At 62.1% G+C, this 13,243-nt stretch carries 9 protein-coding genes; 6 read left to right on the top strand and 3 right to left on the bottom strand.

Annotated elements, in window-relative coordinates; all coding sequences use genetic code 11:
• Positions 1 to 35 precede the first annotated feature (35 nt).
• The gene (locus AC25ND_RS20595) at positions 36 to 821 is read right to left on the bottom strand and encodes an ABC transporter substrate-binding protein (RefSeq protein WP_028691071.1); all 786 of its coding nucleotides are present in this window, start codon (positions 819 to 821) and stop codon (positions 36 to 38) included.
• Between the two features lie 531 nt (positions 822 to 1,352).
• On the bottom strand, positions 1,353 to 3,314 hold the full coding sequence (acs, locus tag AC25ND_RS20590; RefSeq protein ID WP_028691072.1) for an acetate--CoA ligase: 1,962 nt from the start codon (positions 3,312 to 3,314) through the stop codon (positions 1,353 to 1,355).
• A 407-nt stretch (positions 3,315 to 3,721) separates the two neighbouring features.
• On the opposite strand from acs, the gene AC25ND_RS20585 reads away from it, so the two are divergent.
• Positions 3,722 to 3,976 (top strand): DUF2790 domain-containing protein, encoded by a 255-nt coding sequence (locus AC25ND_RS20585; RefSeq protein ID WP_023630669.1) that lies wholly within the window; start codon positions 3,722 to 3,724, stop codon positions 3,974 to 3,976.
• Positions 3,977 to 4,162: 186 nt separating this feature from the next.
• On the opposite strand, the gene AC25ND_RS20580 is transcribed toward AC25ND_RS20585, so the two are convergent.
• The gene (locus AC25ND_RS20580; protein ID WP_028691073.1) at positions 4,163 to 5,722 is read right to left on the bottom strand and encodes a sigma-54-dependent phenylalanine hydroxylase transcriptional regulator PhhR; all 1,560 of its coding nucleotides are present in this window, start codon (positions 5,720 to 5,722) and stop codon (positions 4,163 to 4,165) included.
• Between the two features lie 256 nt (positions 5,723 to 5,978).
• Between AC25ND_RS20580 and phhA the strand changes: the two genes are divergently transcribed.
• From phhA to AC25ND_RS20555, 5 genes are all read left to right on the top strand, one after another.
• Positions 5,979 to 6,767, top strand: coding sequence for a phenylalanine 4-monooxygenase (gene phhA / locus AC25ND_RS20575; RefSeq protein WP_062360651.1), 789 nt, complete (start codon positions 5,979 to 5,981; stop codon positions 6,765 to 6,767).
• Between the two features lie 38 nt (positions 6,768 to 6,805).
• Complete coding sequence (locus AC25ND_RS20570; RefSeq protein WP_028691075.1) at positions 6,806 to 7,162, top strand: 4a-hydroxytetrahydrobiopterin dehydratase; 357 nt, start codon at positions 6,806 to 6,808, stop codon at positions 7,160 to 7,162.
• Complete coding sequence (locus AC25ND_RS20565) at positions 7,159 to 8,355, top strand: amino acid aminotransferase (protein ID WP_182324074.1); 1,197 nt, start codon at positions 7,159 to 7,161, stop codon at positions 8,353 to 8,355. Before AC25ND_RS20570 ends, AC25ND_RS20565 begins: the two co-directional genes overlap by 4 nt.
• A gap of 238 nt (positions 8,356 to 8,593) precedes the next feature.
• Entirely contained in the window at positions 8,594 to 8,722 is a 129-nt protein-coding gene (locus AC25ND_RS20560; RefSeq protein WP_256582346.1) for a hypothetical protein, read from the top strand.
• Positions 8,723 to 8,885: 163 nt separating this feature from the next.
• On the top strand, positions 8,886 to 13,166 hold the full coding sequence (locus AC25ND_RS20555) for a deaminase domain-containing protein (RefSeq protein ID WP_486976564.1): 4,281 nt from the start codon (positions 8,886 to 8,888) through the stop codon (positions 13,164 to 13,166).
• The last annotated feature ends 77 nt before the right edge of the window (positions 13,167 to 13,243 follow it).

The following is a 13,243-nucleotide window of genomic DNA, read 5'->3' as shown; positions in this document are numbered from 1 at the left end:
CTGTTTGCACCATTGCACAGGTGAAACTCGAGGGCTTACTTCGAGTCTGGACCGTAGATATCGAAGTTGAAGTACTTCTTCTCGATTTCTTTGTATTTGCCGTTGGCGCGGATAGCGTCGATGGCCGCGTTAATGCGCTCGGCGTTGGCGGTGTCGCCCTTGCGCACGGCAATGCCGACACCGTCACCGAAGTACTTGGTATCGGTGAAGGCCGGGCCTACGAAGGCGAAGCCCTTGCCGGCGTCGGTTTTCAGGAAACCGTCTTCGAGCAGGGTGGCGTCGGCCACGGTACCGTCCAGGCGACCGGCGGCGACGTCCAGGTAGATTTCGTTCTGGGTGCCGTAAGGCACGACGGTAGCGCCTTGCGCGCCCAGGACTTCCTTGGCGAAGCGATCATGGATGGAGCCGCGCTGCACGCCGATCTTCTTCCCCTTGAGCTCAACCAGGCTGTCGCTGACGGCAGTGCCTTCCTTCATGACCAGACGCGCCGGGGTGAGGTAGTAGCGCTTGGTGAAGTCGACCGACTTCTTGCGATCATCAGTGATCGACATGGACGAGAGGATGGCGTCGATCTTGCGCACTTTCAGCGCAGGAATCAGGCCGTCGAACTCCTGCTCGACCCAGGTGCACTTGGCTTTCATCTGTTCGCACAGGGCGTTGCCGATGTCGTAGTCGAAGCCGGCGAGGCTGCCATCGGGTTGCTTGAAGGCGAAGGGTGGGTAGGCGGCCTCGATACCGATCTTCAACGGCTTCTCATCGGCCTGCGATACCAGGGAAAACACGGAAAGCGCCAGGGCGCCAAGCAGTGCGAGCTTCTTCATCAGGTAACTCCATCGGTACGGGGCAATACAAGGCAGTTGTAACGGCTGCCCGATATGCGAATGGGTACAGCGCGAGCCGCGCAGGTTTCGACCAAGGTCGCAGACCACGAGCGAGTGAGTGGCATTCTAGCGACAGCCCGGTGGTCGATATTTCTTCAAAGCGACAACTAATTACAGAAGCGCCAGGAACCGCGGCGGGCGATATTGACAGCTCCTGCGAGATATGCAAGAGCAAAAGAGAAATAACCTATACCCAAAGCAATAAGCGGGCCCATTATTGGCAAAGCCTTGTATTCCGGCAAGTGCAGCGTGCGACCCCGCACAAAATGCTCGCAGCAATGCACTCAAATGGCACGCGAATGTTTCCACAAGCCCCGCATTTGGGCGAAATCGGTGACAGCCAGGGTTACCGATGGATGTCGGAGTAACAGTCGGTATCAGTAAAGCAAAAACCCCGCCGGGCATGGGCGGGGTTTTTGCTGATGACCGTATCGCGGGAAAGGTCCACCCCCACGATTGCGATGCTTCAACTCAAGCGGTGGCCAGACTCATCGCCTTGTGGGTGTCGATCAGGTGCTGCACCACCCCTGGGTCGGCCAGGGTGGAGATATCACCCAGCGCATCGTACTCGCCGGTGGCGATCTTGCGCAGGATGCGGCGCATGATCTTGCCCGAGCGGGTCTTCGGCAGCCCCGGCGCCCACTGAATCACATCCGGCGAGGCGATCGGGCCGATCTCCTTGCGCACCCAGTTCTTCAGCTCCTGGCGCAGTTGCTCGCTCGACTCCTCGCCGGCGTTGAGGGTGACATAGACGTAGATACCCTGCCCCTTGATGTCGTGCGGCACGCCCACCACGGCCGCCTCGGCGACCTTCGGATGCGCCACCATCGCGCTCTCGATCTCGGCAGTGCCCATGCGGTGCCCGGAGACGTTGAGCACGTCGTCGACGCGACCGGTGATCCAGTAATAGCCGTCCTCATCGCGACGGGCACCGTCACCGGTGAAGTACATGCCGCGGAAGGTCTTGAAGTAGGTGTCGACGAAACGGTCGTGGTCGCCGTACAGCGAACGCGACTGACCCGGCCAGGAGTCGAGGATCACCAGGTTGCCCTCGGCGGCGCCTTCGATCAGGTTGCCCAGGTTATCCACCAGCGCTGGCACCACGCCGAAGAACGGACGCGTCGCCGAGCCCGGCTTCAGCGCGGTGGCGCCCGGCAGCGGGCTGATCAGTACACCGCCGGTCTCGGTCTGCCACCAGGTATCGACAATCGGGCAACGTTCCTTGCCGACGGTCTTGTAGTACCAGTTCCAGGCCTCGGGGTTGATCGGCTCACCCACCGAGCCCAGCAGGCGCAGACTGGAGCCATCAGCACCGGCCACCGCCGCCTCGCCCTCGGCCATCATGGCGCGAATGGCGGTCGGCGCGGTGTAGAGGATATTGACCTTGTGCTTGTCGACGATCTTCGACACCCGGGTGATGTCCGGGTAGTTCGGCACGCCCTCGAACAGCAGTGTGGTGGCGCCATTGGCCAGCGGGCCGTAGACGATGTAGCTGTGGCCGGTGACCCAGCCCACATCGGCGGTGCACCAGTAGACCTCGCCCGGACGGTAGTCGAACACGCGCTCGTGGGTCAGCGCGGCATACACCAGGTAACCGCCGGTGGTGTGCAGCACGCCCTTGGGCTTGCCGGTGGAACCGGAGGTATAGAGGATGAACAGCGCCTCCTCGGCGCCCATCTCTTTCGGCGCGCAGTGGCTGGAAGCAACCTTCATCAGGTCTTCGTACCAGATGTCGCGGTGCTGGTGCCAAGCGATGTCGCCACCGGTGCGCTTGCACACGATGATCTTCTGTACGCTGTTGGTTTCAGGGTTGGTCAGGGCCAGGTCGACATTGGCCTTGAGCGGGGTGCGACGGCCACCGCGCAGGCCTTCGTCGGCGGTGATCACCACTTTCGACTTGCAGTCGATGATGCGCCCGGCCAGCGCCTCCGGCGAGAAGCCGCCGAACACCACCGAGTGGATCGCGCCGATGCGGGCACAGGCCAGCATGGCGACCACGGCCTCGGGGATCATCGGCATGTAGATGGTCACCACGTCACCACGGTGCACATCCTGGCCACGCAGGGCGTTGGCGAACTTGCAGACCTGCTCGTGGAGCTCGCGATAGGTAATGTTGCGGTGTTCGGAAGGGTCGTCGCCTTCCCAGATGATCGCCAGCTGGTCGCCGCGCTCGGCGAGATGGCGGTCCAGGCAATTGTAGGAAACGTTCAGAGTGCCGTCGGCGAACCACTTGATGTCGACATGGTGGTCGTCGAACGAGGTCTGCTTGACCTTGGTGAAAGGCTTGATCCAGTCCAGACGCTGGGCCTGCTCGCGCCAGAAGCCGTCCGGGTTGATCACCGATTGCTGGTACATGGCCTTGTAGGTGGCCTCGTCGGTCAGGGTACTGGCCGCAACCTCGGGACGAACGGGATACAGTGGAGCCGCACTCATCTGTGTTACCTCGGTGTAATAGTTGTTTTTGTATGGAACCGTTTGTAACTGTACCAGAGCGGCCAAGACCATTCGACGTTGGTAGTAACACGACGGGTCGTCGACCTACCGATCGGGCGCGACCGCTCTAGTACATGGCATGCAGCCATCGTCGAGAGGAAAAGACAGGGTTTCGACGGGGATTGTTACAGATTCTGTCAAAAGACTTTATCAAAACCCCCTCTGTTTCAGCCGTGGGCGCCCCCCCTAAAATTCATCTCGCCAGCAACGGCAACGCGATTAACTTGGTAACAGCCCCCACGCAGGCAGCGTTAATCCGTATCTCATCCCGATAGTTGAAACTTGCTGTACTCGCGGCGCCATAAGCGCCGCGTGCCCCCTCACGACCTTAGACAGGTAACTTGAAAATGAAAGCTTTACTGGTATTGGTACTTGGCGGTTTTTGCGGCGCGGCATTGGCCGGCGAAGCAAAAGATGTCGAGCAGATTCCGGTTGAACAGTACAGTTATTCGCAGCACCTGGACATCGCCCGCGTCATCTCCATGAGCGAAGTGCCAAATGTCTGCGAAGTGGTGCCGGCCCGTATGACCTACGAGGACTCCCAGGGCCAGAAGCATATTCTCGAATACCGCGTGATGGGGAACGGTTGTTCCAACGGCTGAGGCGACCGCGCCAATCTCAAGCCTTGCGCGATCCCTGTAGGAGCGGCCTTTTGTCGCGAAAGGGCCGCAAAGCGGCCCCGGCGATCTTTGCATGCTGCTAAAACCCCGGGGCTGCTACGCAGCCCTTTCGCGACACAAGTCCGCGCCCACAAGACCAAGTGTAACTTTTAAGGCAATTAGCCACGCTCACTCCCCTGACTTGCTCAACGAATAATCCCGCAACTTGTTGGCAATGGTCGTATGGGAAACCCCCAATCTTTTCCCCAGCGCCCGGCTACTTGGAAATTCACTCATCAAACTTTCCAATACCGCCTTTTCAAACCGCCCGACAATTTGCGAAAGATCGCCATCCAGGGAAAACTCGCCCAATGGCTGGCGTGCGCCATAATCCGGCAAACGGATATGTTCGCTCTTCACCACCCCGCCCTCGCACAACGACACCGCCTGGAACAGCACGTTCTCCAGCTGGCGCACGTTGCCCGGCCAATGATATTGAGCAAGCTTGTCCATCGCCGCCGGTGCCAAGCGCGGCATCGGGCAACCGATCTGCCGGCTGGCCTGGTCAAGGAAGTGCTGCACCAGCCCCTCCAGGCCATCCATGCATTCGCGCAGCGGCGGAATATGCAGCGACAGCACGTTGAGGCGATGGTAGAGGTCCTGGCGGAACTCGCCCCGGGCACATAGCTCGGACAGGTCGACCTGGGTCGCGCAGATCACCCGCACATCCAGGTACACCTCTTCGTCACTGCCGACCCGGCGGAAACAGCCATCCTGCAGAAAGCGCAGCAGCTTGACCTGCAAGCGCGGGCTCATCTCCCCGACGCCATCGAGGAACAGCGTGCCACCGGCGGTAAGCTCCAGCAGCCCCAGCTTGCCTTCGGCACGCGCGCCTTCGAACGCCCCCGGGCCGTAGCCGAACAGCTCGGTTTCGGCCATCGACTCCGGCAGGCCGGCGCAGTTGAGCGCCATCAGCGGCGCCTGGCCACGGGGGCTGGCCAAGTGGCAGGCGCGCGCCAGCAATTCCTTGCCGGTACCGGTCTCGCCCTCGATCAGCAGCGGCGCATCCAGCGGCGCCATGCGCCGCGCCTCGCGCACCACCGCAGCCATCACCCGCGAGCTCTGGAAGATGCTGTCGAAGCCTCGCAGCTCCTGCTTGCGCACGTTGTAGATACGCTCGCCGATGCGATCGGCGCGATGCAGGGTGATCACCGCACCCGCCAGGGCCTCGCTGTCATCGTGCTCCGACTGCAATGGCGCGATATCAGCGAGGAACACATCGCCCTTGACCTTGATGCGCAGGCCGTTGATGCGCGACTTGTTGGCGCGGATCAGCTCCGGCAGGTCGAAGTCCTCGACATAGCGCGACAACGGAATGCCCGGCACCTCGTCCACCCGCACCCCGAGCAACTGTGCCGCGCCACGGTTGGCGGCAACGATGCTGCCACCCATGTCGATCGACAGCACCGGGAAATCCAGCGCGCCCAGCAAAGCGTTCAGTTCCATGTGTCGGCGCTCGCTGGGCATCAGGCCGACGCGCTTGACCCCGAACACCCCGGCGATCGACTCGAACTTCGGCCGCAGCGCCTGGAACTGCAAGTTGATCAGGTTTGGGCAGTGCAGGTAGATGGCGTTGCCATGATCGCCGCCCACCTCGCCGCGCAACACGTTGATGCCGTACTCCACCAGCAGGTTGAGGATATCCCGCAGGATGCCGATGCGGTTCTGGCAGTGCACTTTGATACGCATGAAAGGTCTCGAAGCGGCCAAGGTTTTTACTCGGCACGCGGAAAATTCGTAAAGATAAACTGACAGAATTACCCTTCTGCCCAGCTCGATACCCGTGATTTTCCGGCACAAGGGCATTTTTGTAAAATTATCGTTACGATTTCAGGACCAGCGGATAGCCATAACTGGCCTCAACCCCGGTGCAAAGCCGCGTTTGTAGGGATATTCCTAAGGTATGTCCTGTACATAACAAGAACGCCCTCACCAGGAGAGCCACATGAAACAGACGCAATACGTGGCACGCGAGCCCGATGCGCATGGTTTTATCGACTACCCGCAACAAGAGCATGCGGTGTGGAACACCCTGATCACTCGCCAACTGAAAGTGATCGAAGGCCGGGCATGCCAGGAATACCTGGACGGCATCGAGCAGCTCAAGCTGCCCCATGACCGCATCCCCCAGCTCGGCGAAATCAACAAGGTGCTGGGCGCCACCACCGGCTGGCAGGTTGCCCGCGTGCCGGCGCTGATCCCTTTCCAGACCTTCTTCGAGCTGCTGGCCAGCAAGCGCTTCCCGGTCGCCACCTTCATCCGCACACCCGAAGAGCTGGACTACCTGCAGGAGCCCGACATCTTCCACGAGATCTTCGGTCACTGCCCGCTGCTGACCAACCCCTTCTTCGCCGAATTCACCCACACCTACGGCAAACTCGGCCTGGCGGCGACCAAGGAACAGCGTGTGTACCTGGCGCGCCTGTACTGGATGACCATCGAGTTCGGCCTGATGGAAACCGCGCAGGGTCGCAAGATCTACGGCGGCGGTATCCTCTCCTCGCCGAAGGAGACCGTCTACAGCCTGTCAGGCGAGCCGGAGCACCAGGCCTTCGACCCGATCGAGGCCATGCGCACGCCGTATCGCATCGATATCCTGCAGCCCCTGTACTTCGTCCTGCCGAACATGAAGCGCCTGTTCGACCTGGCCCACGAAGACATCATGGCCATGGTCCACCAAGCCATGCAGCTGGGCCTGCACGCACCGAAGTTTCCACCCAAGGTCGCCGCCTGAGCGCCCCTGTCGATAACAACTCAAACCGGAAAACACCCATGAATGCCTTGAACCAAGCCCACTGCGAAGCCTGCCGCGCCGATGCGCCGAAAGTCACCGACGAGGAACTGGCGGAACTGATCCGCGAGATCCCGGACTGGAACATCGAAGTCCGCGACGGCCACATGGAGCTCGAGCGCGTGTTCCTGTTCAAGAACTTCAAGCACGCCCTGGCTTTCACCAATGCCATTGGCGAAATCGCTGAAGCCGAAGGCCATCACCCGGGCCTGCTGACCGAATGGGGCAAGGTCACCGTGACCTGGTGGAGCCACTCGATCAAGGGCCTGCACCGCAACGACTTCATCATGTGCGCGCGCACCGACGAAGTCGCCAAGACCGCCGAAGGGCGCAAGTGATGCACTTCGCAGCCATCGGCCGGGTCCCTGGCGACCCGATCCTCGGGCTGATGGAGGCCTACGCCCGCGACGCCAACCCGGCCAAGTTTGACCTGGGAGTCGGCGTGTTCAAGGACGCCCAGGGTCTGACGCCGATTCCCGCGGCGGTCAAACAGGCCGAGCAGCGCCTGGTCGAACGCCAGGCCACCAAAAGCTACATCGGCGGCCATGGCGACGCGGCGTTTGGCCGCCTGGTCAGCGAACTGGTGCTGGGTAGCGACTCGCCGCTGCTGGCCAGCCAGCGCGCCGGCGCGACCCAAACCCCGGGCGGCACCGGTGCCCTGCGCCTGGCCGCGGAGTTCATCGCCCATTGCCTGCCGGGGCGTGGTATCTGGCTAAGCGACCCGACCTGGCCGATCCACGAGACGATCTTCGCCGGCGCCGGGCTCACGGTGTCGCACTACCCCTACGTGGGCAAGGACAACCGCCTGAACGTCGACGGCATGCTCGCCGCGCTGGAACAGGCAGCGCAAGGCGATGTGGTGCTGCTGCACGCCTGCTGCCACAACCCGACCGGCTTCGACCTGGGCCAGGACGACTGGCGCGCGGTGCTCGACATCGTCAAGCGCCGCAACCTGCTGCCGTTGATCGACTTCGCCTACCAAGGCTTCGGTGACGGCCTGGAAGAAGACGCATGGGCGGTGCGCCTATTTGCCGCCGAACTGCCAGAACTGCTGGTCACCAGCTCCTGCTCGAAGAACTTCGGCCTGTACCGCGATCGCACCGGCGCCCTGCTGGTGTGCAGCCACGATGCCGAGAAACTGCTGGATGTGCGCAGCCAATTGGCGTTCATTGCGCGCAACCTGTGGTCGACGCCACCGGACCATGGCGCCGCGGTGGTCGCCGAGATCCTCGGTGATCCGGCGCTCAAGGCGCTGTGGGTCGAGGAAGTGAACGCCATGCGCCAGCGCATCGCCGAGCTTCGTCTAGGCCTGGTGCAGGCGCTGGCCCCACATGGCCTGGCCGAGCGTTTCGCGCACATCGCCGCGCAACGCGGGATGTTCTCTTACACCGGGCTGAACCCCGAGCAAGTGCGCCTGCTGCGTGAGCGGCACAGTGTGTACATGGTCGGTACCGGCCGGGCGAACATCGCCGGGGCGGATACACGACGCCTGGAGCAATTGGCGGCGGCCATCGCCGACGTCTGTCGCTGATATCTGGCCGATGTGGCGTGGGAGCGGGCTTGCCCCGCGATAGTGCTATCGCGGGGCAAGCCCGCTCCCACGCGCCCTCCTGAAGCTCCCCTTGACCGATAGCCGACCGCTTGAACCGACCAGCGCCCGGCAAAAATCTCAAACTGTCACCCAGACTGCTGTATCCTGCCCCAGCTTTTCGAAGCCACACATGCGCCCTGGCGCCGCCTTTTCACTCACACTTGCGAGGAACGACGAGATGCATGAAATCCCGAATCTTCCCTTCCCAAGCCTGAACCCCGAAGAGCAATCCGTTGCCGCCCACGCCGAACCGACGCCCGCCGTCGACCAGGACGGCGATGATCAATCCAGCGCCGACCAGGAATAACCCGCGCACCGTTCGACAGTGTGAAAACGGCTGACCTGCGGGAGCTTCCCCATCATCACGTTTTCACACCGTCAAGACACCTTTAACGCCACGCCATATCCTCTTACCGCACCGACCTGCCCCACTCCGACAAACTGCGGCCTTCCAAAACGGAGGCTCCCGCATGTTTCGCCGCTCTCATCTCAACGCCGCCGAAAAGGCAAAAATCCTCGCCCTGACTCCCGCCGATGTCATCGTCGTAAGCGAGCTCTCCGGACCTCAGGACATCGCCACCTCGCTTAACGACCATTTCGACCAAGCCTTCGGCGTGGACGCTCTCTATCCGAGAATGCTCATGGATCTGGAGCTCGAGACAGCCCTGGAGACAGCGCTGGGTAGCGAGCACGCCAGGCTGTACCTTAATCGCTTTCTGGGACGCGAGCGCTCTCAGCCAGCGAACCACAACGACTGTGCACTCTTCTACGGCACCTTGGCCGGGCAACTGATCAAGGTTGCCGACACCGGCAGATTTCCTGAGCTGCTACCTGACTCACACCTTGACACACCTTACGCAGTCGCCAGCTTCGCCCAGGCGCTCTGGCACACCTATCCACGCCTGACACGCGCCGTCACCTACCTTGCGGCAACGCTGTTACTCCGCGGCAAACTGAGCGTGAAGCCCCTGCGCCCGCAGCAGCCCAGACTGGAACTCGACGAGCACCTTGACCTTCCCATCCTGGCCACTCACCTGTTCAAAGCGACACCCGGTCAGCATCTCTTCGAGAAACTGCTCAATGAACTGCAGGCCACATTCTTTTACCAAGGCTTGCACTATCGTTTCGCCACTGCGCGGGAGCGCAAGACAGACAAGCCGGTCAACCAGTATGGGCGCATCACGCTGGATGGCCCCGCCCTGAACGCCCCGGCAGGCCAGGTACTGGATGCCTTGCTGGGCGCTATCACCTTCGACCGCCTGGGCCAACGCCTGGCGGCAGCAGTGCAGTGGGACAGCACGCCGGCAAACGCCCCCGCGTACCGCGCCCTGGTCGAACAGACCTTGATCGATGCACTCTATCCTGCGACCAAGTACCGTCCAGGCCATATCCTCGATTTCGCGCTGTTCAACGCACACAACAAATACCAGCATTTGAGCGAAATTCGCCTCGACCTGATCAACAGCCTGCACAGTCATCTTGGCGGCGTGCCCGCCATGGCAGAACTGGCTGCCGAACTGCTGTTACGCCGCTTCGCACCTGAGCTGCTTATCGACGACGCTCCCGACGACTATCTCTACGATCACGATGTGCGCTGGGCCAACCTGCGCCAAGGTGCCTATCTGCTGCTGGCCCAGCGCAAGCCCGTGACCTTCGCCGCTGCAGAACAAGCTACCGACCTGCCCGACAAGCAGGCTACCCCGGCGTTCGAGGGGGCCTTGGCAGCGACCGTCGCCGAGTGGGTTCAGTTGCAGGGCCTGCTCAAGCAACCTCCACCCTGGTCTAAAGCACAATGGCAACTGGCCTATGACCATTACCTCACCGCCTGGGACCGGGAGAGCCTTCGCGATGTCCCTGATCGCTTCGAGCTGGCTCGGCATGAGCTGCGCCAGGCAGGCATCGATCCGCAGGGCAGCAACGTGGACAACCAACTGCACGTCAATGCCTACCTGGATCACGGAGCAGGCTATCGGCACAGCCAACTGCCGGACGCCACGGCACGTTACGACCGCGAGTTCCAGGCATGGCGCCAACGTGCCCAGATGATCTACGCCGATGCAATGCAGCGCTTATTGCGCCATCTGCCCCAAACAGACCAGGACCGAATGAAGAACAGTGATTGGCATTGCCATGCCGTCACATGGCCGACGTACATAGGCCCTATCAAAGGCAGCGTTCCCAGCTACGGAGACTCACCCATCGCGGACTGGAGAATGGAAATCGGCACCCAAGGCATCATCGTCCATCTCTACGGCGACACTGTCGACACCTTCTATGAGCTGTTTCCAGAGAAGCTGACCTGGCGTCGCCATGTCGTCACCAGCACACAACGCGAACGATGGATCGAGCCCCTGCCTCTGGACTACACCGACTACAACGAAACCACTATTCCCTGGCAGGTCGCGCCATGGCCAACAATTGTGGAATTGGGCAAAGCGCCGATTGAACATCGCCTGGAAGCATTGATCCGCTATTACGCAGAATCCATCGCTTTGGGCAACTGCGACGCACTGTATGGCATCTGCAAAGGTACGACATCACACGAACAGTTCCTCGCCGAACAGCGCAAGGACAGTATCGGACGCTACCTGTTCAAGCTGCTGTCCAACCTGGTGCCCGGGCTAAGCTGCTTCGGCGTGCGCAATGGTACAGAAGCATTGGGCTGCGGCCTGGACGTACTTGGCACCGCGGGCAGTGCCTTCGTCTTGGGCGGACGCCTCATCAAACCCCTGGCGCGGCTCCATGGCGCAGCTGGCAAAAACGCCAAGGCGCTGCGCCTTGGCATGTTGCGAGCCGCCAGGCACTGGAAGGGCCAGCCACTGCCCACCAGGCTGCATCGCCGCGGCGCAGGCCCCAGCGACTGGCCGGGCGGCACCGACGCACGCACACGGGCCAGCCTCGCCGCACCGATTCCCCAGCACAAACTGCTGCCCGGCCACAAGCCCAATGCCATCAGACTGCTGCTGGGCGAGGGCGACGATATCACCAGAGCGTGGGAAAAAGCCTCCAACCCGGTCGTCTACCCGGTGTTCATCATCCGCGACCCAGACCATGTCGACGCGATCATCAACGGAGTCGCCTATCGCCACCGCATCGGTCAGCCTGCCGGCGTGGCCGAGCGTGTGCGCAATACGCCCCTGCTGTGGGCACAAGACCCTGTACGCCAAGCACCGCCCTATCCGGATGCTCCCGCACAGGGTATCGCGCTTCAGCTGGCGCCACCCGCCAACCAGGCCGGCACGCCCGCCTACGGCCAACAAGTGAGCCACGCCTTCGAGACCATCCGTATCGAACCGCAGCCGATCACCTACCGCGCCAACGGCGCACACGGCGACAGCGTGGCGCAGGTCATGGTGCGCGAGAATCGCCTGGTGCAATACACGCAGGAAATCATTCCCGGCAGAGGACGCCAACCTGCCAGCAGTCGAAGGGCCCTCACCCCCCTGAGCGACGACGAGGCCGATGCCATGGGCCTGCTTAATCCGCCGCACTACTACGAGGACGGCGTACTGGGTTACCCGGTAAGCGAACACTGGTTCGGCCTGCCGGCCGACATGACAGTCGATCAGGTCGCGCTGTTCAGCGGCCACTGCCCACCGGTCCGGCTAGGCCGGTTGATCCGAGGCCTTGCCGACCGTCGCACCTTGCGCGGTGCGCGCGTGCAGTACCTGGACAGCGACTGGTTGTTGGTCGAAGCCGATACCGGCGTATTCTACGGCGCCCCGTTCGACTTCGAAGCCTGGCAGCGCAGCCAGACCGCCGCCTTGCGCCAGGGCACGCTGACCCCCAGCCAGTACCCCATCCCGGCACAGGACACCCGCCTGACCTTTACCCGAGTCACCGACTTGAACGCCATCGCCCAATACCTCGATGTCAGCGAAACCTATCGCATCGTGGCCACCAGGCCGAACCTGCAACAGGACATCGACAACCTCGCCGGCCTGCTGCGCGACTGGGTACGCCACAATCGACGCAGCAATCCACCCAGCGTACCGACCGCCCTGCAGAGCGCACTCGACCAGCTGGAAGAGGCGCAATACCCGGAATTTGCCCGCAACATCCTGACCTCGTCCCGGGCGCAGGATCAACTGGCCGGTTTTTCGCTGAACGATGTAACGGGACTGAACAAAATGATCATCCCCGAATTTCATAACCTGGCCAGCTTCGATGCCGTGGAGCAATTGCATGTCAACGGCGTGCTCAACCTGCTGCTACCCGCCTCGGGCGCACGCAGCGCCTACACCCCACTGAGCGTTGCCCAGATGCTGACCGACGGTGGCATGAGGCAATTGCGCCAACACCTGTCGGGGGCCAATTTCGCTTTTGCCACCGTCACCTTGAGGGACGGCAGCCGCCACGTGTACTTCGCGTTGTCCGGTGGCCGGGCGAAACGGGGGATCGGTCTCCATCCTCCCGCGCCGGGCCAACAGCCGCCCATCGACTACATTGACGCCCGCGCCCGCATGCAGGGACTGGACCCGGATCCACGCTTCACCCACCTCCCCGTCCTGCGCCGCGCCAACTGGCTGATCATCAAGAACCACTGGCGCCATCTGGATTCCGAGCGCCTGATCGCCTCGACGATCAACCAGGACTTGCTCGCCCGCAGTGACGAGATCGCCAGCATCAAGGTCTTCACCCTGATGGATACCTGCCGCTCGTGCGGCGGCTTCGTACTGCCGCGCCTGCGTCTTGACTATCCGAACGCTGATTTCAGCGTCAGTTGGCTGCTGCCATACAGCAACTACTGACGCTCCCCACCACCGCGACAGTGGCCCCGCTGGCCACCGTCACCTGCCCCTGCAACCTTAATCCACAGCCCTGCGCC

The organism is Pseudomonas sp. P110(2024) (assembly GCF_057480795.1).
Note: the sequence above shows the minus strand (reverse complement) of the source record. Positions and strands in the feature narration are given on the sequence as shown.